At 66.9% G+C, this 24,520-nt stretch carries 26 protein-coding genes and 2 pseudogenes; 12 read left to right on the top strand and 16 right to left on the bottom strand.

The features are described 5' to 3' along the window. Positions 1–170: 170 nt before the first annotated feature. Both leuA and ACFQDH_RS20705 read left to right on the top strand, forming a co-directional pair. On the top strand, positions 171–1,919 hold the full coding sequence (gene leuA / locus ACFQDH_RS20710; protein ID WP_382404265.1) for a 2-isopropylmalate synthase: 1,749 nt from the start codon (positions 171–173) through the stop codon (positions 1,917–1,919). A gap of 17 nt (positions 1,920–1,936) precedes the next feature. Further along, positions 1,937–2,251 (top strand): AAA family ATPase, encoded by a 315-nt coding sequence (locus ACFQDH_RS20705; RefSeq protein WP_382404264.1) that lies wholly within the window; start codon positions 1,937–1,939, stop codon positions 2,249–2,251. Here ACFQDH_RS20705 and ACFQDH_RS20700 read toward each other — a convergent pair. Beyond that, entirely contained in the window at positions 2,200–2,985 is a 786-nt protein-coding gene (locus tag ACFQDH_RS20700) for a maleylpyruvate isomerase family mycothiol-dependent enzyme (RefSeq protein WP_382404262.1), read from the bottom strand. The genes ACFQDH_RS20705 and ACFQDH_RS20700 overlap by 52 nt on opposite strands. Positions 2,986–3,135: 150 nt before the next feature. On the opposite strand from ACFQDH_RS20700, the gene ACFQDH_RS20695 reads away from it, so the two are divergent. After that, positions 3,136–3,618: a hypothetical protein gene (locus ACFQDH_RS20695; protein WP_382404261.1), complete on the top strand. Its 483-nt coding sequence runs from the start codon at positions 3,136–3,138 to the stop codon at positions 3,616–3,618. 199 nt (positions 3,619–3,817) lie between these two features. On the opposite strand, the gene ACFQDH_RS20690 is transcribed toward ACFQDH_RS20695, so the two are convergent. The 5 genes and pseudogenes from ACFQDH_RS20690 to ACFQDH_RS20670 all read right to left on the bottom strand — a co-directional run bounded on the left by ACFQDH_RS20690 (position 3,818) and on the right by ACFQDH_RS20670 (position 7,887). Further along, on the bottom strand, positions 3,818–4,600 hold the full coding sequence (locus ACFQDH_RS20690) for a serine hydrolase (protein WP_382404259.1): 783 nt from the start codon (positions 4,598–4,600) through the stop codon (positions 3,818–3,820). Between the two features lie 36 nt (positions 4,601–4,636). After that, positions 4,637–4,849, bottom strand: coding sequence for a hypothetical protein (locus ACFQDH_RS20685; RefSeq protein ID WP_382404258.1), 213 nt, complete (start codon positions 4,847–4,849; stop codon positions 4,637–4,639). Next, complete coding sequence (locus ACFQDH_RS20680; RefSeq protein WP_382404257.1) at positions 4,783–5,475, bottom strand: serine hydrolase; 693 nt, start codon at positions 5,473–5,475, stop codon at positions 4,783–4,785. Before ACFQDH_RS20680 ends, ACFQDH_RS20685 begins: the two co-directional genes overlap by 67 nt. A 187-nt stretch (positions 5,476–5,662) precedes the next feature. Next, positions 5,663–6,298 (bottom strand): alpha-ketoglutarate-dependent dioxygenase AlkB, encoded by a 636-nt coding sequence (locus tag ACFQDH_RS20675; RefSeq protein ID WP_382404920.1) that lies wholly within the window; start codon positions 6,296–6,298, stop codon positions 5,663–5,665. 39 nt (positions 6,299–6,337) lie between these two features. Then, positions 6,338–7,887, bottom strand: a pseudogene (locus tag ACFQDH_RS20670) (phytoene desaturase family protein). Positions 7,888–7,957: 70 nt separating this feature from the next. On the opposite strand from ACFQDH_RS20670, the gene recO reads away from it, so the two are divergent. Both recO and ACFQDH_RS20660 read left to right on the top strand, forming a co-directional pair. After that, the gene (gene recO, locus ACFQDH_RS20665; RefSeq protein ID WP_382404256.1) at positions 7,958–8,707 is read left to right on the top strand and encodes a DNA repair protein RecO; all 750 of its coding nucleotides are present in this window, start codon (positions 7,958–7,960) and stop codon (positions 8,705–8,707) included. Then, on the top strand, positions 8,704–9,477 hold the full coding sequence (locus ACFQDH_RS20660; protein ID WP_382404255.1) for an isoprenyl transferase: 774 nt from the start codon (positions 8,704–8,706) through the stop codon (positions 9,475–9,477). The genes recO and ACFQDH_RS20660 overlap by 4 nt, the downstream gene beginning before the upstream one ends. Positions 9,478–9,481: 4 nt before the next feature. Here ACFQDH_RS20660 and ACFQDH_RS20655 read toward each other — a convergent pair whose 3' ends face one another. Next, a complete protein-coding gene (locus ACFQDH_RS20655) occupies positions 9,482–10,879 on the bottom strand; it encodes an MDR family MFS transporter (RefSeq protein ID WP_382404254.1) in 1,398 nt (465 codons plus the stop codon). 152 nt (positions 10,880–11,031) lie between these two features. On the opposite strand from ACFQDH_RS20655, the gene ACFQDH_RS20650 reads away from it, so the two are divergent. Then, positions 11,032–11,259 (top strand): AbrB/MazE/SpoVT family DNA-binding domain-containing protein, encoded by a 228-nt coding sequence (locus ACFQDH_RS20650; RefSeq protein ID WP_382404253.1) that lies wholly within the window; start codon positions 11,032–11,034, stop codon positions 11,257–11,259. Then, the gene (locus ACFQDH_RS20645) at positions 11,252–11,668 is read left to right on the top strand and encodes a type II toxin-antitoxin system VapC family toxin (protein WP_382404252.1); all 417 of its coding nucleotides are present in this window, start codon (positions 11,252–11,254) and stop codon (positions 11,666–11,668) included. The genes ACFQDH_RS20650 and ACFQDH_RS20645 overlap by 8 nt, the downstream gene beginning before the upstream one ends. A gap of 27 nt (positions 11,669–11,695) precedes the next feature. Here ACFQDH_RS20645 and ACFQDH_RS20640 read toward each other — a convergent pair whose 3' ends face one another. Continuing rightward, a complete protein-coding gene (locus ACFQDH_RS20640) occupies positions 11,696–12,100 on the bottom strand; it encodes a Fur family transcriptional regulator (RefSeq protein ID WP_382404251.1) in 405 nt (134 codons plus the stop codon). Between the two features lie 5 nt (positions 12,101–12,105). Beyond that, positions 12,106–12,417, bottom strand: coding sequence for a DUF6703 family protein (locus ACFQDH_RS20635; RefSeq protein WP_382404250.1), 312 nt, complete (start codon positions 12,415–12,417; stop codon positions 12,106–12,108). 106 nt (positions 12,418–12,523) lie between these two features. Here ACFQDH_RS20635 and ACFQDH_RS20630 point away from each other — a divergent pair, with 106 nt between their 5' ends. The 4 genes from ACFQDH_RS20630 to ACFQDH_RS20615 are packed head-to-tail and all read left to right on the top strand — an operon-like array spanning position 12,524 to position 16,176. Continuing rightward, the gene (locus ACFQDH_RS20630) at positions 12,524–13,465 is read left to right on the top strand and encodes an ABC transporter ATP-binding protein (protein ID WP_382404249.1); all 942 of its coding nucleotides are present in this window, start codon (positions 12,524–12,526) and stop codon (positions 13,463–13,465) included. A 3-nt stretch (positions 13,466–13,468) separates the two neighbouring features. After that, positions 13,469–14,281 (top strand): ABC transporter permease, encoded by an 813-nt coding sequence (locus tag ACFQDH_RS20625; RefSeq protein WP_382404248.1) that lies wholly within the window; start codon positions 13,469–13,471, stop codon positions 14,279–14,281. Positions 14,282–14,305: 24 nt separating this feature from the next. Then, the gene (locus ACFQDH_RS20620) at positions 14,306–15,571 is read left to right on the top strand and encodes a sensor histidine kinase (protein ID WP_382404247.1); all 1,266 of its coding nucleotides are present in this window, start codon (positions 14,306–14,308) and stop codon (positions 15,569–15,571) included. Beyond that, positions 15,568–16,176 carry a response regulator gene (locus ACFQDH_RS20615; protein ID WP_382404246.1) on the top strand — a complete coding sequence of 203 codons (609 nt, stop codon included), beginning with the start codon at positions 15,568–15,570 and terminating at the stop codon, positions 16,174–16,176. Before ACFQDH_RS20620 ends, ACFQDH_RS20615 begins: the two co-directional genes overlap by 4 nt. A gap of 47 nt (positions 16,177–16,223) precedes the next feature. Here ACFQDH_RS20615 and ACFQDH_RS20610 read toward each other — a convergent pair whose 3' ends face one another. The 5 genes from ACFQDH_RS20610 to ACFQDH_RS20590 all read right to left on the bottom strand — a co-directional run bounded on the left by ACFQDH_RS20610 (position 16,224) and on the right by ACFQDH_RS20590 (position 20,723). Beyond that, on the bottom strand, positions 16,224–16,529 hold the full coding sequence (locus ACFQDH_RS20610; protein WP_382404245.1) for an EthD family reductase: 306 nt from the start codon (positions 16,527–16,529) through the stop codon (positions 16,224–16,226). Positions 16,530–16,689: 160 nt separating this feature from the next. Further along, complete coding sequence (locus ACFQDH_RS20605) at positions 16,690–17,415, bottom strand: aspartate/glutamate racemase family protein (RefSeq protein WP_382404244.1); 726 nt, start codon at positions 17,413–17,415, stop codon at positions 16,690–16,692. Beyond that, entirely contained in the window at positions 17,412–18,341 is a 930-nt protein-coding gene (locus ACFQDH_RS20600; RefSeq protein WP_382404242.1) for a universal stress protein, read from the bottom strand. Before ACFQDH_RS20600 ends, ACFQDH_RS20605 begins: the two co-directional genes overlap by 4 nt. A 47-nt stretch (positions 18,342–18,388) precedes the next feature. Continuing rightward, positions 18,389–19,945 carry an NCS1 family nucleobase:cation symporter-1 gene (locus ACFQDH_RS20595; protein WP_382404241.1) on the bottom strand — a complete coding sequence of 519 codons (1,557 nt, stop codon included), beginning with the start codon at positions 19,943–19,945 and terminating at the stop codon, positions 18,389–18,391. Between the two features lie 73 nt (positions 19,946–20,018). Further along, positions 20,019–20,723, bottom strand: a complete 705-nt coding sequence (locus tag ACFQDH_RS20590) for a GntR family transcriptional regulator (RefSeq protein ID WP_382404240.1) — start codon at positions 20,721–20,723, stop codon at positions 20,019–20,021. A 57-nt stretch (positions 20,724–20,780) separates the two neighbouring features. Here ACFQDH_RS20590 and dusB point away from each other — a divergent pair. Further along, positions 20,781–21,996: pseudogene (gene dusB, locus ACFQDH_RS20585) on the top strand (tRNA dihydrouridine synthase DusB). Between the two features lie 6 nt (positions 21,997–22,002). On the opposite strand, the gene ACFQDH_RS20580 reads toward dusB, so the two are convergent. Together ACFQDH_RS20580 and ACFQDH_RS20575 are read right to left on the bottom strand one after the other, a co-directional pair. Next, the gene (locus ACFQDH_RS20580) at positions 22,003–23,118 is read right to left on the bottom strand and encodes a threonine aldolase family protein (RefSeq protein ID WP_382404238.1); all 1,116 of its coding nucleotides are present in this window, start codon (positions 23,116–23,118) and stop codon (positions 22,003–22,005) included. 4 nt (positions 23,119–23,122) lie between these two features. After that, positions 23,123–24,424 carry an amino acid permease gene (locus ACFQDH_RS20575; protein ID WP_382404237.1) on the bottom strand — a complete coding sequence of 434 codons (1,302 nt, stop codon included), beginning with the start codon at positions 24,422–24,424 and terminating at the stop codon, positions 23,123–23,125. Between the last annotated feature and the right edge of the window lie 96 nt (positions 24,425–24,520).

Here is a 24,520-nt window from a genome sequence, read left to right as displayed (position 1 = left end):
CGTGCAGTCCGTCTCGTGGACAGGGTTCGGCTCCGTGCCGTAAAATCCGGGACGTGCGTGCGGCATACGACCTCCTTCTTGGCTGCCGCGGCGAGGCCTGATTCGGCCGTCCTCGCCGCGGAGTGCTTGCTGCCCGGGCCGAAGCCCAGCACCCACCAAGAAGGCGAGTCATGAAGCACCCTCAGCAGCCGACCTCCCTGCCGACCGGCAAATACGTACCGTTCCACGAGCAGATCAAGGTCGAACTCCCTGACCGCCAGTGGCCGAGCAAGATCATCAGCAAGGCACCGCGCTGGTGTGCGGTCGACCTGCGGGACGGCAACCAGGCCCTCATCGACCCGATGAACGCCGAGCGCAAGAAGCGGATGTTCGACCTGCTGGTTGCCATGGGCTACAAGGAGATTGAGGTCGGCTTCCCCAGCGCCAGCCAGACCGACTTCGACTTCGTGCGTGAGTTGATCGAGGGCGGCCATATCCCCGACGACGTCACGATCCAGGTGCTGACGCAGTGCCGTGACCAGCTGATCGAGCGGACGTTCGACTCGATCCGCGGCGCCAAGCAGGCGATCGTGCACTTCTACAACTCGACCAGCATCCTGCAACGCCGGGTGGTCTTCGGCCTGGGCGAGGACGGCATCGTGGACATCGCCACGCAGGCCGCACGTTTGGTCAAGAAGCTCGAGGAGACGATCCCGGACACCGACGTCTATTACGAGTATTCGCCAGAGTCCTACACAGGCACCGAGCTGGAGTTCGCGGCCCGGATCTGCAACGCGGTCATCGAGATCATCGACCCGACACCGGACCACCAGATGATCATCAACCTGCCGGCGACGGTGGAGATGGCCACTCCGAACGTCTACGCCGACTCGATCGAGTGGATGTCGGCGCACCTGGATCGTCGCGAGTCAGTGATGCTGAGTCTGCACCCGCACAACGACCGCGGAACCGGTGTTGCCGCAGCGGAATTGGGCTATCAGGCGGGCGCGGACCGCATCGAGGGCTGCCTCTTCGGCAACGGCGAGCGGACCGGCAACGTCGACCTGGTCACCCTGGGTCTGAACCTCTTCAGCCAGGGCATCGACCCGCAGATCGACTTCTCCAACATCGACGAGATCCGACGCACCGTCGAGCACTGCAACCAGTTGCCGGTGCACGAGCGTCACCCGTATGGCGGGGACCTGGTCTTCACCGCGTTCTCCGGATCGCACCAGGACGCCATCAACAAGGGCTTCGCCGACATGCAGCGCCAGGAGGCGGAGACGGGCAAGTCGATCAACGACCTGGTGTGGGGCGTGCCCTACCTGCCGATCGACCCGCACGACGTGGGGCGTTCCTACGAAGCGGTCGTACGCGTCAACAGCCAGTCGGGCAAGGGCGGCGTCGCCTACCTGCTCAAGACCGAGCACCAGCTGGATCTGCCACGCCGACTGCAGATCGAGTTCAGCGCCGTGGTGCAGCAGCACACCGACGCAGCCGGTGGCGAGGTTACGGCCGAACGTCTCTGGGAAGCGTTCCAGGACGAATACCTGCCGAGCACCGGCGAGGGCGAATCCGCCTGGGGCCGCTTCCAGCCGGTGACGCACACCCTCGAGAGCGGCGAGGACGGTCGCGACCGCATCGTCGCGAAGATGACCGATCACGGTGAGCAGATCACCGTGGAGGGCGAAGGCAATGGTCCGATCGACGCGTTCATCGCTGCGCTCGCGACGATCGATGTCGACGTCCGGGTGCTGGACTACGCCGAGCACACCCTGTCGACCGGTGGCGACGCCCGCGCTGCGGCATACCTCGAATGCGCGATCGGAGACCGCGTCCTCTGGGGTGTCGGCGTGCACAGCTCGATCGTGAAGGCGTCGCTCACCGCGATCCTGTCCGCGATCAACCGCGCCGAGCGCGACGCGGCCGTTGCGGGTTGAGTAGTCGGAGGAACGAAGTGGGGGAGACGTATCGAAACCGGCGTCCCAGGCTGATCCTGCTCAATGGGGTTCCCGGCGTGGGCAAGTCGACGCTCGCCCGTGAGTATGTCGCCGCTCGTCCTGGCACGCTGAATCTCGACATCGACGTGCTGCGCACGATGCTCGGCGGTCCCTGGGAGGAGACCGCCGGGCTCCGGCGCTCGCTGGCGCTGCGGATCATCGAGGTTCATCTTGAGAGCGGCCACTCGCTGACCTCGAGTGGATTCTGCAGGCGGAGTAGCTACTGCATACCTTCGGTGAGCACTTCGTCCATGGCATCGAGCGTTGCCTGATCACCGGAACGGGCGAGATCGGCATGGGTCGGGCGGTTCCAGAGCCAAAGGTCCAGGTCTGCTGCGGTGCCCGAGATGGTAGCCGTCGCAGTGGCATTCGGCGCCGAGCGGAAGTTGGCGTCATCGATCTCCTCGCCGTCGATCGTGGCGGTTTCTCGACCGAGCTGCAGCACCCAGCGACGATCGACGTCGGCGGCGACCAGCTCGACCACCCGGTCCTTGGCCGGAGCGAAGGTCACCAACGGGTGGTCGCGGCCGTACATCACGTCGACGACCTCGTCGATGCCATCGGCACCGAGGTCGGGATCGATGGCCGAAACATCGCCGCCAGCAGTGAGCTCGGCGTCGACCCGATGGATCAGCGCTTCGTGTGCCTGGCGGCGGCGGATGTAACCGGCCGTGTGCAGGGCCTCGTCCACCGTCCACATCCAACGTGTGTCGCCCGCCGGAGTGGCATCCAAAGTCTCCTGCAGCGCCTTGCTCGCGTCGTCGAAGGCCGTGAGTGTCGACTCGTGGCCCTCCGGTCGCTGCGGGTGGTCGAGCCCGTCGGGTTCGGAGACGTTCTGGGACACGATCGTGCCCCAGAACCACTGCACCTCCGCGAGGTGCCACAACAAGTCATCGGTCGACCAGTCGGGACAGGTCGGCACCGTGCGGTCGGGGCAGTCGGCCAGTGCCGCACGGAACAGTGCGGATTCGTTACGGATGGTGGCCAGGAAGTCGGGAGTCGTCATACCCAAGGACATTAGGGGCGCATCCGGACAACTCGCGACCGAATTGCGGCCAAGCCTTAAGCTCTCGGGCATGACACAACCAGGGGACCCTTCGAACAACCTATGGCAGACGCCCGATGGCAACCAGCAAGCACCCGGTCAGCCACCGATGTGGCAGCAGCCCCCTCGCCGCAGGGTTACCAGCAGCCGCAAGGCTTTCCGCAGCAGGGCTATGGGCAGCAGCCGCAGGGCTACCAGCAGCAGGGCCAGTTCGGGCCGGAAGGCACCATCGAGCTGACGTTGCAGGGCAACGCGTTGACCTCCAACATGCTGACCCCGCAGGTGCAGATCGACGGTTTCCCGGTACCGGCGTCATACGGACTCAACCGGCTGCCGGTCCCGGCCGGACGACACACGGTCAGCGCGTACGCAACCTGGCTGGTGAAATACGGTCAGGCGTCATACGACGTCGATGTGCAGCCCGGCCAGTCGGTGCCGGTCTTCTACGCGGCGCCGATGATCCAGTTCCTGAAGGGTGCGATGGGCCCCACCAAGCAGAAGCGTGGTGGCAAGGGCTTCTTCATCGGGTTGATCGCGGTCCTGGTGCTGATCGTGATCCTCGTGGTCGTCATCGCGTCCATCGCGGGTTCCTGAGACTCAGCGCAATGGTGACGCCATGGCGTCATACAAGATCTCCGAAATGTCACTGGCCGTCTCGAACGCGCGGCTGCGTTCGGCTGTGTAATCGCGGGCGACCACGTATCCGCGGCGGTGCGGTGTGCGAGTGAGGATGGCGGCGCTGTAATCGCGACCGTTGCCGGCGATGTGCCCGATCGAATTGGTGCGGTAGCCGTCATCGCGACTGCCCCAGCCGTTCTTCGTGTTCCACGCGACGGTCGATGGCAGCGGCGGGGAGCACACGCCCCAGCGTTGCGACGGAATCACTTCTGTCATCAGGTGTTTTCAGATAATCGCGGTTTGCCGCCGTGAGGATCCGGGTGGTCCAGATGCCGCGGAGCAGCTTGAGCTGGTCGGTGGGTGTCGTCGTCGAGTAGCCCCACCAGTTGCTGGAGCCTTCCGTCGTCCCTTCTCGTATGACGGTGCTCGTGAGGCCGAAGAGCCGGGCGACCCGCCGCACCTGTGCGACGCCGACCCAAGTCAGCAGAGCGTCGGCGGCCTTGTTGTCGCTCTCGGCCATCATCGCGCGTGCCAGGCCGGCCTGCTCCGGGGTCAGGCTGAGCGACTGCTCCTGGCACCGTCGCAGCACGGCCGCCAGGAGCAGCACCTTGATGATGCTGAACGTCTCCGTGCGCCAGCTGCCCTCGTGGGTGAAGGTCGCGTTGACCCGATGGTCGTAGAGCGCGACTCCGAGACGGATGCCTCGGCTGCGTTGGTATGCCTCGAGTTTCGCGCTGAGCTGGGCTGGGGTCCGCGGGGTGGACACGGTTGGCGGTGCACTTGCCGTAGCTGTCGTGGAGGAGGACAGCGGTGCGTCGATCGACGGCGTGGCACTGCGCGTCGCCGACGACTTCCCGGGACCGTGTGCCTGGTGTTCCGCGACTCCGACCAGCACGGCCCCGCCGACTCCGAGTCCGCCTGCGACCAGCAGGCGGCGACTCACCGTGGGTTTGCCCATGCCCAGCCACGGTACGGGGTCAGGACGAACGAAGGATCAGGCCAGTGGCTGTGCCAGGGCGGCATACAGAATCTTCGAGACGCCGTTGACGGTGTCCCGGCCGTAATAGAACCCGCTCGGCGCCCGGCTCAGTATCACTGCGTTGTAGTTCCGGCCGTTGCCATAGATGTGGCCGATCGAGTTCAGCCGGTAGCCGCCGGTGCGCGGCCCCCAGCCGTTCTTGGTGTTCCAGACATTGCTCGTCGGCAACGGGGAGCGCTCACACCCCAGCGTTGCGATGAAATCACCTGTGCCATAAGGCGTTTGAGATATTCGCGATTGGCTACTGAGATCACCGAGGTGCCCCAGATGATGCCGGTCATCAGCACGATCTGGTCCTGGGCCGTGGTCGTGGAGTAGCCCCACCAGTTGCTCGCACCCGCGGTCGTGCCGCCCTGTATGACGGTGCTCTTCATCCCGTAGAGCCCGGCCACGCGTCGGACGTTCGAGACGCCGGCCCAGCTCAGCAATGCGTTCGCCGCCGTGTTGTCGCTCCGGGTGATCATCGCGTAGGCCTGCGCGACCTGCGTCGTGGTCAGGTTGACGTGGCGCTCCTGGCACCGGCGCAGCACCGTCGCCATGATCAGAACCTTGACGATGCTGAGGGTTTCGTTGCGCCAGGTCCCCTGGTAGCTGAACGTCTTGTAGTTGCGCCGGTCGTAGAGGGCAACGCTGAAGGTGCCGCCCCGACTGGCTTGGTACGCCTTCAGTTTCGCGGTCAGTTGCGCCGCCGTCATGGTCGCGGCGTCGGCGGGCGAGGTTCCGAGCAGCGCCGCGCCAGCCGTCGAGAGCCCGCCCGCAATGACCAGTCGTCGGGTCATGGTGGAGTGATTCATGCGCGGACTGTAGTGGTGCCCAGGCAGCGTGTGTTCGGTTTCGCCAGATATTGCGGCTGCGCGATGGGTGACCAGGGATGGAGCGAGTGGACAACCTTCGAGTCGCACACGTAACACCGAGTCGCCCACCTGCAGGTGTGCGGCTCGCAGGTACGTGCGCGACTCGGCCCCGAAGGCTCCGTGGAGCTCAGCGCACGTCGTAGGGGCGGAACTGGATGCTGATCCGCGGCCCGGTCGCCTTGGTGCTCTTGGGGATGGCGTGCTCCCAGGTGCGCTGAGCCGAGCCACCCATGACGATGAGGTCGCCGTGCCCGAGCGTATGGCGGATCGACGCGCCACCACACACGGGGCGCATCGCGAAGGTGCGTGGCTGACCGACCGACACGATCGCGATCATCGTGTCCTGGGTGTTGGAGCGACCGATGCGGTCACCGTGCCACGCCACCGAGTCACGACCGTCGCGATAGAGACACATGCCGGCCGTCGTGAAAGGCTCGCCGAGCTCCTTCGCGTAATGCTCTGATAACGCCGAACGCGCCTGTGTCAGAACCGGATCGGGCAGCTTCTCGTGTTGGTGGTAGAAGCGCAGCAATCGGGGAGTGGCGACCTCGCGGTCGTACATCTGCCGTCGCTCGCCCTGCCAATCGACGCCCGCACTACCGCCCAGCGACAGGCGGGTGAAGAGCTCGTCCGCGCCGGTCAGCCACCCGGGCCGCAGGTCGATCCACGCGCCACGCGTGAGCTCCACTCGCCGGATCGCTCCGGCCAGCGGCCGGAGTCCGACCTCGTCCACCTGATCGAGCAATGACCCTTGGAGTGCCATGTTCACGACTCCAGAGTAGACAGGAATTCGAACAAATGTCTAGTCGTTTGTGGTCTCCAGTGCGGCGCGCGCGGCGTGATACCCACCGAGGCCGCTGACCCCACCGCCTCGCCGGGATCCCGCTCCTGCCAGCAGGATTCCGTCGTCCGGTGTGGCCACACCCCAACGCTGCGCAGGCGTGTCCAGCGGTTCGTCATCGGACGCCCAGGGCCAGGAGAGCGGGCCATGGAAGATGTTGCCGCCAGGCATACGCAGGATGTCCTGCAGGTCACGGGTGGTCTTGGTCTCGATGCACGGATTGCCGTCGTGGTCGGCAAGCACGACGTCCTCGATGGGCTCGGCCAGCACACTGGAGAGCGAGTCGAGCACGGCACGTTGCAACCGGTCGCGCTCGGCGGCTCCGCCGGCAAGTAGGCGGTCGGGGGTTTGCAGCGAGAAGACGGTGAGCGTGTGCGCACCGGACTCCCGCAGCTGCGGTGACAGGATGCTCGGGTCGGTCAGGGAGTGACAGTAGATCTCGGCAGGCATCGGCGACGGGATCTCGCCGGAAAGTGCCTGTCGGTAAGCAGTTTCGAGACCGGAGTAGGTCTCGTTGATGTGGAATGTCCCGCCGAACGCAGCCGCCGGATCGACGCCGGACTCGCGCAGTTTCGGCAGTCGGCTCAGCAGCAGGTTGACCTTGACCTGTGCACCCTCGGCGGCAGCGGGAGTCCGGCCGCGCAACTCGTCGAGCACTCCCGGCGCCGCTGCCCACAGCACCTGTTTGGCGTCCGCGACATACTCCTCGTCGCGGTGCACCCAGCGCACCGACCCGTCCTCGACGCCGGTCACCTCGCAGTCGGTGCGGAGCTCGGCTCCCGCGTCGCGAGCGGCTTGTTCGAGTGCGCCGGACACGGCACCCATCCCGCCGACCGGCACGTCCCAGTCGCCGGTGCCGCCGCCGATCACGTGGTAGAGGAAGCAGATGTTCTGCTGCAGGTCGGCGTCGTGGGCGCCGGCGAAGGTGGAGATCAACCCGTCGGTCAGGATGACGCCGCGCACCAGGTCGTCCTGCACCGCGGATTCGATGGCCTCACCGAGCGGCCGGTCGAGGAAGTCGCGCACGATCGCGTCGTCGCCGATGGCGCGGGAGACTTCGGAGCGTCGTCGCAGCGGCTCGGTCACGGTGGGCCAGAGCGCCTGCGCCATACGGCTTGCGCGGCCGTAGAAGTCGTCCCAGCCGGCAACGTCGCCACCGGCGCCGACAGCTGCGAAGGACGCCGCGGTCGCTGCCGCGTCACCGTGATCCACGAGCAGACCGGTGTCACCCCCGGCACCGGCGTGTATGACGCAAAGCGCCTGCGTTTCAACGAGATCCGCAAGCCCAGGTCGTCGATGATCTGCTGGGGGAGCAGGCTGACCAGATAGGAGTAGCGCGACAGGTGCGCGCCCATGCCGGGGAAGGCGTCGGCCGACACCGACGCGCCACCGAGGGCGGCCTGCCGCTCCAGCAACAGGACGGACCGCCCCGCCTTGGCCAGATAGGCGGCCGCGGTCAGGCCGTTGTGACCGCCGCCGACGACGATGACGTCATACCGAGTGCGTGACATGGGGGCAGCGTATGCCGGGGACCGCGCGCCTGCGGGCGTTCTGCCCGGCATCAGGGACAATGGACCCGTCATGGCTACTTATCGCGACGTCGGCATCGTGCTGCGCACCCACAAGCTGGGGGAGACCGATCGCATCGTCACCATGCTGACCCGTGGCCGTGGCGAGATCAGAGCCGTGGCGAAGGGCGTGCGCCGCACCAAGTCGAAGTTCGGGGCACGCCTCGAGCCCGGGATGATCGTCGATCTGCAGTGCTACGAAGGCCGCTCGCTGGACACCGTCACCCAGGCCGAGATCATCGCCCCGTATGGCGAGCGCCTGGTCCACGACTACGGCGCGTTCACCGCGGCGAGCGCGATGCTGGAGACCGCCGAGCGGCTGGTCGAGGAGCGTGAGGCCGTGCCACAGCAGTTCAACCTGCTGGCCGGCGCACTGGCGTCCCTGGCGCACCGCGAGCACGACGCGACCCTGGTGCTGGACTCCTACCTGTTGCGCGCCGTCGCGATCGCCGGCTGGGCGCCCAGCTTCGTGGACTGCGCGGGATGCGGGGCAGCCGGCCCGCAGCGCGCATTCAACCTGGCTTCCGGTGGTGCTGTTTGTTATTCGTGCCGCACACCGGGCAGCTCGGCCCCGCGACCGGAGACCTTCGCGTTGCTGGCGGCGTTGCTCACCGGTGACTGGGATGTCGCCGATGCGAGCAGCTCGGGCGCCCGCCGGGAGGCCAGCGGGTTGGCCGCGGCATACGTGCAGTGGCACCTGGAGCGTGGCGTGCGATCGTTGCGTCTCGTGGATCGGACCTCGACGCTGGAAACCTCTCGATGACCGAGCGACCCTTCGCGCACCCGAGCGGTGCGACGCCTCCCGTCATACCCGCGCGACTCGTGCCGCAGCACATCGCGATGGTGATGGACGGCAACGGCCGCTGGGCCAACCAGCGCGGGCTGCCGCGCACCAAGGGTCACGAGGCGGGCGAAGCGCAGCTGATCGATGTCATCGCCGGCTGCATCGACGCGGGCGTGAAAAACCTGTCGGCATACATGTTCTCGACCGAGAACTGGCGCCGCTCGCCCGACGAAGTGCGCTTCCTGATGGGCTTCAACCGGGACGTCATCCGCCGCCGGGTCGACCTGCTGCATTCGTGGGGCGTGCGCTGCCGCTGGTCGGGGCAGCGGCCGCGGCTGTGGCGCTCGGTGCTCAAGGAGTTGCAGCGCGCCGAGGAGATCACGGCCGGTAACACCGTGATGACCCTGCAGATGTGCGTCAACTACGGCGGCCGCGCCGAGATCGCCGATGCCACTCGACGGATCGCCGAGCAGGTGCAGGCCGGCAAGCTGAAGCCGTCCTCGATCAGCGAGAAAACCATCGCCCGCAACCTCACCTGGCCGGACATGCCGGACGTCGACCTCTTCGTGCGGTCCTCCGGCGAGCAGCGCACCAGCAACTTCATGCTCTGGCAGTCGGCGTATGCCGAGATGGTCTTCCTCGACACACTGTGGCCCGACTTCGACCGGCGAGACCTGTGGCGCGCCATACAGATCTATGCAGAACGGGACCGGCGTTTCGGCGGCGCGATCGACGCATCGAAGAGCTGAAAAGTCACTGATCGGCCGGAGCCGGCGGGAAGTGCCGCGGCACGAACGCGACCAGCAGCACCGAGGTCACCACAGCGGCGGTGAGCAGCCCGACGAACACCAGGTGCGTCGACTCGTGCACTCGTGTTGCCTGCGACGCATGCGCGTGGGCGCGTAGACCCGCGTTGAAGATCGCGCCGTATGCGGCCGCTCCCAGGCTCTGTCCCAGGAATCGGGAGAACATCGTCCCGCCGGTGATCGTGCCGCGCTGGGACCAGCCGACGGTGTTCTGGAGGCCGACGATCAGTGGGGTGAACAACAGGCCCATGCCTCCGCCCATGACCGCGGTGCAGAGCACCGGCTGCCACACCGCGGCATCGGAGTGTAGGAGCGACAGGCCAATCGCCGCGGCGATCGCCACCAGCGCCCCGATCAGCGCCGTGTCGCGGAACCCGATGCGCAGGTACAGCCGCGCGGAGTAGGCGGAGGTGACCGGCCACGTCATGCTCATCGAGGCCGCCATGAAGCCGGCCGCGACCGGAGACAGGCCCAGCACCTGTTGGCCCCAGTTGGGCAGGTAGACCGACAGCCCGATCACGATCATCCCGGCGGTGGCCGTTGCGGCGTATGTCGCCACGGTGAGCCGCCGGGTCCACAGCCACGTCGGCAGCATCGGCTCGGCGGCACGACGCTCGACCAGCACTGCAGCAGCCCCGGCCACCAGCGCGACGGCGAAGGTCGTGATGCTTCCGGCGGAGTCCCACGCCCAGGTCGAGCCGCCTTCGAGGAGGCCCAGGATCAGCAGGCCGATCGACAGCAGCACCAGGCTTGCTCCGGCGTAGTCGATGCGATGCCGCGTGCGCACGACGTCCTCGTTCAACCCGCGGAGGATCAGCACGAGGGCGAGTGCGCCGATGGGTAGGTTGATCAGGAAGATCCAGCGCCACGAGGCGTACTGCGCGAAGAGGCCGCCGACCGCCGGGGCCACCACTGCCGAGATGCCCCACACGCTGGACAGGTAACCCTGGATCCGGCCGCGTTCCTCCACCGTGTAGAGGTCGCCGGCGACGGTGTTGACCGTGGCCCCGATCGACCCAGCGCCCAGTCCTTGCAAGGCGCGGAAACCGATCAGCGCCACCATGTCCCACGACGCGGCCGACAGGGCCGACCCGACGAGGAACAGCACCACACCGAAGACCAGGATCGGCTTGCGGCCGTAAAGGTCGGCCAGCTTTCCGTAGATCGGGATCGTCACCGTCTGCGCGAGCAGGTAGACCGAGAAGACCCAGCCCACCTCGTCGATCCCGCCGAGGTCGCCGACGACCTGCGGGATCGCGGTCGCCACGATCGTGGTGTCCATCGCGACCAGCGCCATACTGAGGACCAGGGCGATCAGCACGGGAGTGCGGTGGTCCTGCCTCATGGATGGCACCTGACCAGAAAACCACAACGCGCCGGCGGCCTCACGCCGGGAGTCACAACAGGCTCGCTTCAGGCTGGGACAAGCAATTGTAGGCGTAAGGCCTGGTTGACCTGGGTGTAATCTATTACGTAATAGACGTAATAGGAGACACCATGAGACTTAACAGCAAGGGACAGGTCACCATCCCCGCGAAGTTGCGTGCCAAGCACGGCTTCGTCGACGGAGATGAGGTCGATGTCATCGAGGAGGGGGACTTCTTGCGCATCGTGCACAGCGGCGCGCCGAACACCCGCGGTGAGCGACTGGTTGCACGCATGCGCGGCAAAGCCGGATCCGGGCCCACTACCGACGAGCTGATGGCGCTCCTGCGCGATGACTGACATCTCGACACTGGTCGACAGCAACGTTCTGCTCGATGTCACGACCGACGATGCGCGGTGGAGCGACTGGTCGGCGACGACTCTCTCGCGCGCTGCCGATGCCGGGCGATTGGTCATCAATCCGATTGTCTATGCGGAAGTCTCGGTCCGCTTCACCTCGATCGAGTTGCTGGACGAGGTGCTTCCGGAGACGAGTATTCGCAGGGAGCCGCTGCCGTTTCCGGCCGGGTTCGTTGCAGGGAAAGCATTCCTGGCCTACCGCAAGAGGGGCGGGGCAAAGCCGACTCCGCTGCCCGACTTCTACATCGGCGCACACGCTGCCGTCGCCGGATACCGGCTACTGACCCGGGATGCTCGGCGCTACCGAACCTACTTCCCGCAACTCGAACTCATCGCGCCGAATGGTTGATCCGGACGCGGTTAAGTCAGCAGCGGGTCAGCGCTTAGCCGCGCAGTCCGCACATACCCCGAAGATCTCCACGGTGTGCTCCACCTCGGTGAAACCGTGCTCTGCGCTGACCGTCGCGGCCCAGCGTTCCACTTGCGGGCCTTCCACCTCGACGGCGCGGCCACAGCGGCGGCATACGAGGTGATGGTGGTGCCCGGTGCTGCACCGGCGGTAGATGAACTCCCCGTCCGGGGCGCGTAACACGTCCAGCTCGCCGTCGGCCGCCATCGTCTGCAGGATCCGGTAAACCGTTGCCAGACCGACGGATTCGCCGCCGTCCTTCAGAGACGAGTGCAGCTCCTGGGCGGAGACAAAGTCCGCCTGGTCACGCAACTGCTCCGAGACGGCGACCTGCTGGCGGGTCGTGCGCCGGGCCGGCTGCTTGCCTGCCACGGCGTTCACATCCCAGCGCTGACGATGGCCAGGGCGAGCGCAAGGAGTAGCACCGTCGCGCGCATCATCCGCTCGATCGGCTGGATGCGCGGCCAGGCCAGATAGAGCAGCCATGCGACGACAAGAGCGCAGACGCCGAAGCAGACCGTGCCGACCAGACCACGGAAGACCGCGCCGATCACCAGCAGGAGCAGCACGACGACAGCGGGCAGCGCGCGCGGACCACGGGCGATCCGCTGCAGCAGCGGATCGCTGGCGTGTTCGACGCGGACACGGAACGGCGACGTTCTGACGGTCGGGCGGGAAGTAGCTGACATCCACCCCAGGATATCTGCCACGACGGGCAGCCCATGACCGATGTCATGGGCACGTCATGATCGGCGGCAGGGGCCGGGAGGCGCGGGCTACGGAAGAGTGCTTGACATGATGACGACACAGCAGCCGGGAGCTACGAGCATCCCGGATCCACAGGGGGCGCCGGCGATCGAACTCGTCGGCCTGGAGAAGCATTTCGGGTCGGTGCAGGCGGTGCGCGGCCTCGACCTGACCGTCGAGCAGGGCGAGATCGTCGCCTTCCTCGGTCCGAACGGCGCCGGCAAGACCACCACCATTGACATGATGCTCGGACTGTCCACCCCGAGCGCCGGGAGTGCGCGGGTCTTCGGCATGGAGCCGCGGGACGCCATCGGCCGTGGCCTGGTCGCGGCGGTCATGCAGACCGGGGGACTGTTGAAGGACCTCACGGTCCGCGAGACCGTCGAGCTGACTGCCAGCCTCTTCGTGCAGACCCGGTCGGTGGACGAGTGCCTCGAGCGGGCCGGCATCTCCGACATCGGCGACCGGCGTGTGCAGAAGTGCTCCGGTGGCCAGCAGCAGCGGCTGCGCTTCGCGATGGCACTGGTGTCCGATCCGGCGCTGGTCGTGCTCGATGAGCCGACCACCGGCATGGACGTCACGGGTCGCCGCGACTTCTGGTCCGCGATCCGCCAGGATGCGCAGCGCGGACGCACGGTGCTCTTCGCGACGCACTACCTGGAGGAAGCCGACCAGTATGCCGACCGGATCATCCTGGTCCGGAAGGGTCAGATCGTCGCCGACGGCACGGGCGCGCAGATCAAGGCGATGGCCACCGGTCGCACCGTCCGCGCCACGATGACCGGCCTCAGCGACCGCGAGTTGGCCGGCATACCCGGCGTGGATTCCGCCCAGCTGCAAGGCGACACGGTCACCCTGCACTCCAAGGACAGCGACGCCGTGGCCCGCTTCCTCTTCGCCAACACCAACGCCCGCGACGTGGAGATCACCGCTCGCGGCCTCGAGGACGCCTTCATCGCCCTGACCGGCGACGACGAGCAAGGAGCCTGACCGATGACCGACTACACAGCACTTCGGGCGATTCCGACCGCCGAACACATCGACCTGGATCGCAAGGTTCCCGCGCACGGCGGTTTCAACATGCGACTGTTGCGCATCGAGCTCGTGCGGGTGCTGCGCAACAAGCGCACCCTGATCTTCACCATTCTGCTGCCGCTGGTCTTCTACGTGGCGTTCGGCGTCCCGCAGTCCGGGCGGTGGCCGGGGACGGACTTCAATCCCAAGACCTACGAAATGATCAGCTTCGCTTTGTATGGCGCCCTTGCCGCCTCCTGCGCCATCGGGGCCGGCGTCGCGGTCGAGCGGGCGCAGGGCTGGAGCCGACAGCTGCGACTGACTCCGCTCAGCGGCCCGTCATACATCGCGGTCAAGGTGATCACCGCGATGATCACGGCCGCGCTGCCGGTGATCATCGTCTTCATCATCGGCGCATCCACCGGGGCCACGATGTCGACCGGCGCCTGGCCGATCACCCTGGTGCTGACCTGGATCTGCGGCAGCCTCTTCGCGTCGCTCGGTCTCTTCGTCGGCTACCTGGTGCCATCCGAGAATGCCATGCAGATCCTGGGCCCGGGCATCTCGCTGCTCGCCTTCGCGGGTGGCATTTTCTACCCGCTCGCGGTGATGAGCGACACCATGCGCACTGTGGCCTCGTTCACTCCGATGTGGGGTCTGTCGCAGATCGCGCGCTACCCGATGCTCGGCGGGTCGTTCGACCCGATGTGGTTGGTCAGCGCGGTGCTGTGGATCGGACTCTTCTTCGCCGGTGCCGTATGGCGCTTCCGCCGCGACACCAGCCGCGTCTGACCGAACTTTGACAGACTGAACCCGATGAACGACAAAGCCGACCGGCCGACCCCGCAGTGTCCTGCGGGGTCGGCCGCTGCCGCCCGTGACGAGGACTCCGAGGAGTCGCGCAGCAACCGTTTCCTGATGCTCTTCTGGTCCGGCATCTGGCTCTTCTGGATGCTGACTCCGTTCATCGACTCGATCCGCCGGATCGACACGGTTGGCGGGACGGCCGGCGTGATCGTGGTGCCGCTTTTCTGCGTGGTCTACCTCTGGCATTTCTACGAGTGCCGAGGAGCGTTCTTCCGCCTCGCGAACCCGAGAGGCTTCGAGCCGCGGCGCGTCGATCTGGCCCGTTATGCACTGCTCGCGTTGGTCGCGCTACTGTGCGTGATCGCGACCGGCCAGCCCGGTTACACCGCGGCGATCTTCTTCGCGTTGTCCGGGCTGTGGACCCTGCGACTGAGGCTCGGCTGGTTGGTCGTCGTAGCCGTCGGAGCCGTTTATCCCATCCTGTGGGCCGTCGCGGGATGGGCGACGGACCCGAGCACGTTCATCGGCCTGGGTTTCGGAGCCGTCGCCATTTCGGTCGGTATGACGGCCGGGCGGCGACAGCACCAGCTGCGAGAGTCACGCCGGGTCAACGCCGACCTGATGGTGCAGCAGGAACGCAACCGGATGGCGCGAGACCTGCACGACATCCTGGGACACTCGCTCACCGTCATCACCGTGAAGTCCGAGCTGGCGGGACGGTTGATGGATACCGGTGCGACTGAACGGGCCCGCGCCGAAGTGGCCGATCTGGAGCGGCTGTCGCGGACCGCGCTCGCGGACGTGCGCCGAGCGGTCGAGGGCTATCGGGAGATCTCGTTGTCCGGCGAGCTGGCCCGGGCGAAGGAGGCGCTCGCGGCGGCCGGCATCACCGGTCGCACACCGACGGCACTCGATCAGGTGCCGGCCGATCTGGTCGAACCCTTCGCGTGGACGGTCCGGGAGAGCGTCACCAACGTGCTGCGACACAGCAGGGCGTCCACCTGCACCATCAGCGTCACGCCGTCGTCCATCACCGTGCAGGACGATGGTGTGGGGACGACCGGGGGCAAGGGCGACGGCAATGGCTTGGCCGGGCTGCGGGAGCGGGCACTTGCCGCCGGCGCAGTGTTGATCACCAAATCGGTTGAGCCGCATGGGTTCTCGGTCACCGTCGCTGCGAGTTCGGACATCTCACACGTTGATGTCGGGGCGGACGCCGAGGCCGACGCTGTGCGTCATACAGTCGGGCGACGGTCAGGGGAGGCAATGGCATGAGCATCAAGGTGATGCTCGCGGACGACCAGGCGCTGGTGCGCGGGGCGCTTGCCGCACTGCTGGAACTGGAGACCGACCTGACGGTCGTCAGCGAGGTGGGTGACGGCACCGAAGTCGTCGCCGCGGCGCGGGAGAGCCACCCCGACGTGGTCCTGATGGACGTCGAAATGCCGGGCATGGACGGCATCACCGCGACCGCCGAGCTGCGCAAGGCTGTGCCCACGATCCGCGTGCTGATCGTCACGACCTTCGGCCGGCCCGGCTATCTGCGGCGCGGATTACAAGCAGGCGCAGCGGGATTCGTGGTCAAAGACACTCCCGCCCGAGAGCTGGCCGACGCGGTACGACGGGTGCATCAGGGGCTGCGCGTCGTCGACCCAGCGCTGGCCACGGACAGCCTGATCGCGGGGGAGTCGCCATTGACCGCGCGCGAGACCGACGTGCTGCGGACCGCACGCGGCGGTGGCACCGTCGCCGACATCGCCGGGGCGCTCTTCCTGTCCGAAGGCACCGTGCGCAATCACCTGTCGGCGGTCATCGGCAAGACCGGCGCCCGCACTCGGGCCGAGGCAGCGCAGATCGCCGAATCCAACGGCTGGTTGTAGGGCGTCAGCAGTCGAGGTCACTGAACAGCAGATCGCTACGGGTGGGATCAGCCGACGAGATCGTCGGTGACCAGCATCGTCGCACCGCCGGTGGCGAAGTTGGCGACGTCCGCCACAGCGGCCTGTCCCTGGGGCGACCCAGTTCCGGCAGCGAGCGCTTCCTGCGACTCGAAGTTCAGGACAGCCACCAAGTAGTAGGGCGGCTCGGAACCGTCGGTCGTGGCGCAATGACCGGCATGCCAGCCCTGCAGGCCTGGAATCTTGTCGACGAGCGGCTGGTGGATCGACGTGTAATGACTGTCGAAAGCGGCGGGTTCGTCGGGCTGGCCGTAAGTGACGATCAACTGAGGCACGCGTCTTCCTAACATCACGTGATTCTTGGTCTGTTCAGGAGTTCGTCGAACTCCAGACAGGCCAGACTTGCACGTTTGCGCCAGGGGCGACAGGACTTGCGCGGAGTGACCGCTCACCCGCCGCCGGCGACCGCCCGCGGTAGCCACGGGAGACGAATCGTCAGCGACTTGTGATCGGCCAGCCGGTGATTCGCTTCGGGCGCGGCGGTGCGTACGTGCGCACCTTGGAGGTGCGCAGGCCGAGTCGGTGCAGGCCCTCGGCGATGGTGACGGCAGCGGCCACGCCGTCGACGACCGGGACGCCGGTGCGTTCCTTGACCTGAGCTTCCAGGTCGGCCATGCCACCGCAGCCGAGACAGATGACCTCGGCGCGGTCCTGCGTCACGGCGAGCTCGCATTCGCGCACGATCGCTTCGATGGCCCGCTCGGGCTCGGATTCCAACTCCAGCACTGCCATTCCGGAGGAACGGACCGACGCGAGCCGTCGGTCGAGTCCGGCCAGCATCAGCCGGTCCTCGATGAGCGGCACAGTTCGGTCCAGCGTGGTGACGACACTGTACTTGTGGCCGAGGAACTGCGCAGTCGATGCAGCGGCCTCGGTGATGTCGACGACCGGCACGTCGAGCAGTTCCTGCAGGCCTTCGCGACCGTGCTCGCCATACCCGGCCTGTATGACGGCGTCGTAGTCGCCGTCATACCCGACAACCGCGTCCATGACCGCGACGGCGGCCAGGTAGCTCTCCAGGTTGCCCTCGCAGGACTCCGCGCCGAAATGCGGTGTGAGCGCAACGATCTCGGTGCCTGGTGCGGCGGCAACGCGCGCGGCCTCACCGATGGTTTTGGTCATGGTCTCGGTCGTGTTCACGTTGACCACCAGGATCTTCATCGGCCCGCCCCTGCCCGCTGTTCCTCGGCGCGGTCGACCAGAGTCTGGACGGCGCCGCCTGGCACGACGACCACCGGAACGGGTGACTCATGCACGATGCGCATCCCGGTCGAGCCGAGGAACACACGGCGTCCGGCACCCATGTCGCTGGAGCCGACGACGAGCACGTCACCGTCGTCCCAGCCGACGTGCTCGATGGCGTCCGCCCAGTCCTCTCCGAACCCGACGACGGTCTCGCCGATCTTCGGGGCGTTCGGGAGAGCGCGCACTTCTCCCAGTGCCTCCACGGCACTGTCTCGGACGTCAGCCGTCACCCTCGCCCGCAGTTCGTCCTGCGCGATGAGGTCGGTCGTCAGGCTGCGCGGCTGCAGAGAGAAGGACGTCAGGCGTAGTTCGGCGGACATCTCCGTGCAGAGACCCGCTGCGGCGAGAACGAGGCCGGACTTGCCGGCGACACCGCCGTATGCCGCGCTCACGCGCGTCACCCGATCTTGCTGTTGGGTGCGAAAACCCCGTGGTGCCAACGCAATCGGGACAGGGCTCGAGTGCACCAGATGGTTGGTGACGCCACCGAGGCTGACTCGGCCCAGCACGCCGCGGGAGGCATTGCCCACCACGATCACATCCGCGGACTCGTGCTCGGCAAGTTCGACGAGGCCACCGGGCACCGAGCGAGCGTCGTGGATGCGGAAGTCGACCTCGACATCGGTCGGGGCATCCCGTTTCGCCTCATCCAGCTCAGCGACCAGTTGCTGGCGAAGCAGGCTGGTGTACTGAAAGTCGACTCGTGCGACGGACGGGGCCGATGGCGCTTCCATCACCATCGTGACCAGCAGTCGCGAGTTGGTCGAGCGCGCGAAGAAGGCTCCCAGGCGCAGTGCTTCGAGGCCGGTGACGCCGGGCTGATACGCGACGATCGTTGTCATGAGGGTTCTCCTTCGACGTGAGGGGTGGGCCGTCAGGTGATGTGCTGTCAGTGGTGGGCTTGCACGGCGATCGCTTCGCCGTCGACGTCACGGAAGGTGCGCGACCGGTCGGCGACGATGAGGTAGAGGACGAAAGCCAGTCCGGCGGCAATGAACCAGGAGAACGGCCCGTACGTGCTCAGTGCGCGTAGTTCGTGGATCTGCCCGGAGAACGCGAAGGCGATCGAGATCAAAGCCGAGGGCACCAGCGCGATGACAGCCCGCTTGTTGACGCCCTTGCTGTAGAAGTAGTCACCCTCCGGGTCGAACGTGTAGAGGTCGGGAATGTTGACCTTCTGCTTGCGCAGGACCCAGTAGTCGGCCATCACGATGCCGAAGAGCGGACCTAGGACGGCACCCAGACCACCGAGGAAGTAGTTGATCACCGTGGGGGAGTTGTAGAGGTTCCACGGGAGTATGACGAACCCGATGACGCCGGAGATGATGGCCGCCTTGCGGAAGTTCAGCTTCTTGGGCGAGAGATTCGTCAGTGCGTATGCCGGGGCGACGAAGTTCGCCATCAGGTTGACGCCGATCGTGAGGACGACCAACGCGAGACAGGCCAGTACGAGGAACGGCGTGGCGAAGGTCTGCACGACGTCCTCGGGGCCGGCGATCACGTGGCCGTCAACGGTGAAGCGACCACCCGCCAGCAAGAGCACGATGCAACCGAAGAAGAGCATGTTGACGGGTATGCCGGCGACGTTGCCCAGCACGACGGATCGTTTCGACTTGGCCCCGCGGGTGAAGTCGCAGAAGTTGAGCACGAACGTCCCGTAGATGGCGACCCAGCCGGAGGCTCCGGCGAGGATCTCGTGCCACATGTCCCAGCCGTGCAACGCCCACGGCTTGCCGTCCAGCGTCGCCTTCGGTTCCCAGGTGATGTGGCCCTTGGCCTGGATGACCACGGCAATGGCCATGAGCAGGAACGTGACCAGGATGATCGGCCCGGAGTACGCCTCGAACTTGCGGACCATCTCGATGCCGTAGCAGGCGATGATCACCTGGATCACCCACAGCACGGCGAAGCAGATCCAGCCCAGCTGGTTCAGGCCGAGGAGCTTGTGCTCGGTCAGCGTCTTCGCGCCGGGGAACAGCGCCAGCACCAGGATGTTGCAGACCAGGGATGCGAGATAGGTCTGGATACCGAACCAGGCGATGGCCACACCGCCCCGGAACAGCGCGGGGATGTGCGCGCCGCGCACGCCGAAACTGATTCGGCTCATGACCGGGAACGGCACGCCGACCTTGTAGCCGACGAATCCGGAGATGGTCAGCAGCACCAGCAGGAAGAGCGAACCGAACCCCATCGCCAGCAGGATCTGCCAGCCACCCAGCCCCAGAGCGAACAGCCCGATCGCGAAGGTGTAGTTGCCGAGACTGTGCACGTCGTTCGCCCAGAGGGTGAAAATGTTGTAGCCACTCCAGGTACGACCCTCTCGCTTCGACGGCGCGATGTCGTAGTTGTAGAGACGCTGGTCGCACGTGGGCACCACCACCTCGGTCGTGACCACGTCGGGCACGCTGTACTCCAGTGGCTGGTCCAAGCGTTCGGTGTTCGACATCCCGCCTCCTAAGCGATGCTGAGCAATCTAGGAGCGCGGACCCGCTGGTAGTACGGGCCGACAGATATATCCGTCAGGAGACAGATATATCTCCCTGGCCATTGCGCGCTTCGTCGATGTATGCCGTCAGTCGTCCGTGGTGGCCACGAGCGGCCGCGCTGAGGCGTGCACCATCGCGGTGCAGGAAGGCGTCGAGCATGAGTGCGTGATCGGTCTGCAACTCCGCTCGCTGCGCCGAGTCGAGCAGACTCATCGCCTGGGAGGGCTCGGTGAGATCGGCAACCAGACCGAGCATGTGCAGCAGCCGCGGCATACTGCACGGGGCGAGCAGCGTCTCGTGGAAAGCGCGGCTGAGGATCTGGTAGCGGTGCACGTCGTCGGCGTCGATCGCCTCGGTGAGGTCCCGGTGGATGGCCTGGGCGCGGGCGTCGTCGTCAACGGTGGCGGCCGCGGTGGCTGCCTCGATCGCGGCGGCCTCCAGCGCACCACGCACCAGGTAGAGCTCGTGCAGCTCCGGCCCGCTGAGCACGGTGACCGTGTAGCCACCGCGCGGCTGGTGGCGGACCAGCCCCTCGCCGATGAGCGTCTTGAGTGCTTCGCGCACCGGGATCCGACTCACCTGGAAGAAGGCACCGATCTCGTCGACCGGCAGGGTGACTCCCGGCTTCATCTGCCCGGCGACGATCACCCGCCGCAACTCGCTCAGCACGTAAGGGCCCGTCGCGTATCCCTCGGGTCGACGAAGTTGAGTCACCCAGTCACTCGCATCAGCAGCCATCCGTCCCAGTATCCCGCCGCGCAGCGGATTTTGGCTGTATGCCGCCCTCCTGGGACCATGTATGACGACATGACCGACACTCTCGCCCCGACGCCCGTGCTTCCGCCGCTGCAGATCGGCAGGCACACGATCGCCTCACCCGTGGTGCTGGCGCCGATGGCGGGCATCACCAACCGGGCGTTCCGCCGCCTCTGTCGCAGGTATGGCGATGCCGGTTCGGCGGCGGGCGGTGCGTCGGGAGCGACCAGCCTCTACGTCAGCGAGATGATCACCTCTCGCGCGCTGGTCGAACGCAATCCGATGACGATGCGTCTCATCGAACACGACTCGGACGAGTCGCCGCGCTCCATCCAGCTCTACAGCGTCGACCCGGAGACCACCGGTCGTGCGGCGCACCTGCTGGCCAGCGAAAACCGTTGTGATCACATCGATCTCAACTTCGGTTGCCCGGTTCCGAAGGTCACCCGCAAGGGCGGCGGTTCGGCCCTGCCGTGGAAGACCGACCTATTCCGGGGCGTCGTGTCGGCGGCGGTCAAGGCCGCTGCGCCATACGACATTCCCGTGACGGTCAAGATGCGCAGGGGCATCGACGAGGAGCACCTGACCTTCCTGGAGGCCGGCCGGATCGCCGAGGGTGAGGAGCGGCTGCCGTCGCGTTGCACGCGCGCACTGCCGCGCAGGCCTACTCCGGCACCGCGCAATGGGACGCCATCGCCCAGTTGAAGCAGACGGTCACCAGCATCCCGGTGCTCGGCAACGGCGACATCTGGTCGGCCGAGGACGCGATCCGGATGGTCCAGGAGACCGGTTGCGACGGCGTCGTCGTCGGTCGCGGCTGCCTCGGCCGCCCGTGGCTGTTCACCGACCTGGCCGCGGCGTTCGCCGGGGTTCGACCAGGGTCCAGCCGACCATGCGGGAGGTGGCCGAGACGTTGCGCTTGCACACGGTCTATCTCGCCGAGTTCTTCGAGTCCGAGGACAAGGCCTGTCGCGACATACGCAAGCACATCGCCTGGTACTTCAAGGGATTCAGAGTCGGCTCGGAGTTGCGCGCCGGCCTCGGCCTGGTCAAGTCCCTCGCATCTCTGGATGCCCTGATCGACAGCCTCGACCTCGACCAGCCCTGGCCGGGAGAGGCATCGGAAGGTCCGCGAGGACGCGCGGGCTCCGAGCGGCACGTCGTGCTGCCCGAGGGCTGGCTCGACTCGCGCACCGTCGACGATGCGACCCGCCGTGACGTGGCGGCCGCCGAAGAGTTCAACAGCGGCGGCTGAGACTCGTCAGCCCGGGATGACCGAGCCGATCACGTCCGCGACCTCGCGCGCCGTCCATTGCATCGTTGCCGAGCCGACCGAGATTTCGGTCCATGACCACCCCGGCACGTCGGCACTCATCCAGCCCCGAACTGTCAGGACCCGGTCGCGCTCCAACACTCCGATCACGTTCTCGTTCAACGTTTCTGGGTCTCCCGCCGCATATATGACGAAGTCCCGAGTGTGCGGCGGGTCCGGTATGACGCGCACCCCTCGCTCGTCCAGGAGTGCCGCGATCTCGACGGCGCGATCGTGGTATTCCGCCATCCGCGGTAGGTGCTCGTCGAGCCCGGCGAGCGCGGACGCGGCATACGCCGTCATGCCGTAGAGCGTGCCCCCGAGCCGGCGGCGCCACTGACGCGCCTCGGCGACGAAGTCCTCCGGTCCGGCCAGCGCAGCGCCGGCGAACGCACCGAGTCCCTTGTAGAACGAGACGTAGACGCTGTCGGCCAGGGCAGAGACCTCGGCGAGCGATGCGCCGAGGTGGGGCGTGGACTCCCAGAGGCGTGCGCCGTCCAGATGGAGCGGCACTTCGCGATCTCGGCAACGAGCGCTGAACGCGGCCAACTCGGTGAACGAGGGCAACACGAAACCGGCCTCACGCAACGGCAGCTCCAGCAGCGCGGCGCCGAGCCTGCCAGGTATGGCGTCCAGGTGTTCGACCGTGGGCAATTGCCGACCGGTGCCGAGTCGTTCGTAGCGCAGGTCATGCAGCAGCGCCGGCCCGTCCAGCTCGTGTCGCAGCAGGTGCGAGAGATCAGGGATCGCCACCCGCCGGGAACCGGAGCGGTCGGTCCAGCACCGCAGCGCGGCCTGCTGCGCCATGACTCCGCTCGGGAAGAACGCCACCGCGGGTTTGCCGAGCAGGCTCGCCACCCGCGATTCGAGTTCGGAAATGAGACCGCCCTCGCCATACCGGTCCCAATCGGCCGTTGGGTCAACGCTTTCCGCGGCGGCGTTCAGTGCCTCGCTCGGGGTGCGGACGTCGTGGCCGAGCATCCGGCGAGCGCCCGGTGCGGCGGCGGCGAACCGCGCCGCACGGGACGAGGCATCCGTGGTCGTGTCGTTGCTGACTGGGGGCATGACCTCATCCTGCCGGAGAGGCCTCCTCGACGCAGGGCTGGTCGGTGGTCGCAACTGCCGGGGTGACAGGTCGTTCGCGGCGGATGGCGCGGTAGACCAGCGACGCCCCGGCGGCGCCGAGCGCCCAGAGCACGTGCGGGCCGTTCATCACCAGCAGCACGCTCACACTGAGGAAGGCAATCACCGCCGTCCACCAGGCAACGCTGCGTCGAGGCAGGAGACGCACGGCGGCCGCCGTGCCGATCACGTAGACGGTGGTGAAGCAACCGGTGGTGAGCAGCATGAGCTGCGTCAGATCGAAGTGGAAGATCTCGTTCGCGAGCAGCGAGCCGAGAGCGAGTCCGGTCACCACGGCCAGGCTGCGTCGAGGAACCGCCCCTGCCGCCGATCCCTTCGCCAAGCCGGCCGGAAGCGCCCCGTCGGCCGCGAGGGCTGCACCCAGCCGCGATCCACCGGCGAAGTACGCGTTCATGGTGCCGACGGTCAGCATCACCGCGATGACCGCGGTGACGATGCGGGCCGGTCCACCGACACCGACCACGAGCAATGCGGACAGTGGCGCCGAGGTGTCGGCTGCTGCCGGACCGAGCACGAGGACGGTCGCTGCTGCGAGGGCGAGGTAGAGGACGCTGACCACGGCGAGGGCGATGGCTGTCGCCCTCGGCAGGTCACGTCGCGGGTTGCGGTATTCACCGGCGAGCGGGGCAATTGCTTCCCAGCCCGCGAAACCCCACACCAGCAGCGCGGCGGCGGCTCCGATGGCGCCGATCCCGTGTGGTGCGAACGGATCGAGGTGTGCAGTGGTCCCGTGCGGCGCCGCGACCAGGACGGCGACGGAGATCAGGGCGGCGAGGACTGCGGTCAGCACGAGTTGCACGCGACCGGACAGGCGCAGGCCGGCGGCGTTCAGCAGTCCGACGCCGACGATGAGGCAGGTCGCGGTGGCGACAGCCGTCATACGGCCGCCGCCGATGGCGTCGCTGACGTAGGCACCGGCCATCAGGCTGGCCGGAGGAGCGCCGACCGGCACCGCGAAGTAGAAGCACCAGCCGATCGCACCGGCAGCGCGCGAGCCGAAGGCATCGTCGACGTATGCAGAGACGCCCCGGCCGTCCGGGCGGCGAGCACCCATTGCCGCGAATGTCGTGGCCAGCGGAATGCTGAGCAGCACCAACGCGATCCATGCGATGAGCGACGCCGGCCCGGCAACCTGGACGCCGAGTGCGGGCAGCGTGATGACCCCCGTGCCCAGGACCGCTCCGATCGAGAGTGAGGCACCCTGCGGCACCGACAGCGAACCCTTCATGGCGTCCAGTCTCGTCCGTGGCAATGGCCTGGCGAAGGTCCATTCACGCCAGATCTGATTGGGCCAATCTATGCTGCTGGAATGGATCTTCTGGTC

Origin of the sequence: Flexivirga alba (assembly GCF_042661025.1) — a bacterium.
In the GTDB taxonomy this organism is placed as follows: Bacteria; Actinomycetota; Actinomycetes; order Actinomycetales; family Dermatophilaceae; genus Flexivirga; species Flexivirga alba.
This window is presented reverse-complemented; position numbering and strand designations above follow the sequence as displayed.

Excerpts from the sequence above, each read along its gene's own strand:
- leuA (WP_382404265.1), top strand. The coding sequence starts at position 171 with ATGAAGCACCCTCAGCAGCCGACCTCCCTGCCGACCGGCAAATACGTA.
- ACFQDH_RS20700 (WP_382404262.1), bottom strand. The coding sequence starts at position 2,985 with ATGACGACTCCCGACTTCCTGGCCACCATCCGTAACGAATCCGCACTG.
- ACFQDH_RS20690 (WP_382404259.1), bottom strand. The coding sequence starts at position 4,600 with ATGGGCAAACCCACGGTGAGTCGCCGCCTGCTGGTCGCAGGCGGACTC.
- ACFQDH_RS20680 (WP_382404257.1), bottom strand. The coding sequence starts at position 5,475 with ATGAATCACTCCACCATGACCCGACGACTGGTCATTGCGGGCGGGCTC.
- ACFQDH_RS20675 (WP_382404920.1), bottom strand. The coding sequence starts at position 6,298 with ATGGCACTCCAAGGGTCATTGCTCGATCAGGTGGACGAGGTCGGACTC.
- recO (WP_382404256.1), top strand. The coding sequence starts at position 7,958 with ATGGCTACTTATCGCGACGTCGGCATCGTGCTGCGCACCCACAAGCTG.
- ACFQDH_RS20660 (WP_382404255.1), top strand. The coding sequence starts at position 8,704 with ATGACCGAGCGACCCTTCGCGCACCCGAGCGGTGCGACGCCTCCCGTC.
- ACFQDH_RS20655 (WP_382404254.1), bottom strand. The coding sequence starts at position 10,879 with ATGAGGCAGGACCACCGCACTCCCGTGCTGATCGCCCTGGTCCTCAGT.
- ACFQDH_RS20650 (WP_382404253.1), top strand. The coding sequence starts at position 11,032 with ATGAGACTTAACAGCAAGGGACAGGTCACCATCCCCGCGAAGTTGCGT.
- ACFQDH_RS20645 (WP_382404252.1), top strand. The coding sequence starts at position 11,252 with ATGACTGACATCTCGACACTGGTCGACAGCAACGTTCTGCTCGATGTC.
- ACFQDH_RS20635 (WP_382404250.1), bottom strand. The coding sequence starts at position 12,417 with ATGTCAGCTACTTCCCGCCCGACCGTCAGAACGTCGCCGTTCCGTGTC.
- ACFQDH_RS20630 (WP_382404249.1), top strand. The coding sequence starts at position 12,524 with ATGATGACGACACAGCAGCCGGGAGCTACGAGCATCCCGGATCCACAG.
- ACFQDH_RS20625 (WP_382404248.1), top strand. The coding sequence starts at position 13,469 with ATGACCGACTACACAGCACTTCGGGCGATTCCGACCGCCGAACACATC.
- ACFQDH_RS20620 (WP_382404247.1), top strand. The coding sequence starts at position 14,306 with ATGAACGACAAAGCCGACCGGCCGACCCCGCAGTGTCCTGCGGGGTCG.
- ACFQDH_RS20615 (WP_382404246.1), top strand. The coding sequence starts at position 15,568 with ATGAGCATCAAGGTGATGCTCGCGGACGACCAGGCGCTGGTGCGCGGG.
- ACFQDH_RS20605 (WP_382404244.1), bottom strand. The coding sequence starts at position 17,415 with ATGAAGATCCTGGTGGTCAACGTGAACACGACCGAGACCATGACCAAA.
- ACFQDH_RS20600 (WP_382404242.1), bottom strand. The coding sequence starts at position 18,341 with ATGACAACGATCGTCGCGTATCAGCCCGGCGTCACCGGCCTCGAAGCA.
- ACFQDH_RS20595 (WP_382404241.1), bottom strand. The coding sequence starts at position 19,945 with ATGTCGAACACCGAACGCTTGGACCAGCCACTGGAGTACAGCGTGCCC.
- ACFQDH_RS20590 (WP_382404240.1), bottom strand. The coding sequence starts at position 20,723 with ATGGCTGCTGATGCGAGTGACTGGGTGACTCAACTTCGTCGACCCGAG.
- ACFQDH_RS20580 (WP_382404238.1), bottom strand. The coding sequence starts at position 23,118 with ATGCCCCCAGTCAGCAACGACACGACCACGGATGCCTCGTCCCGTGCG.
- ACFQDH_RS20575 (WP_382404237.1), bottom strand. The coding sequence starts at position 24,424 with ATGAAGGGTTCGCTGTCGGTGCCGCAGGGTGCCTCACTCTCGATCGGA.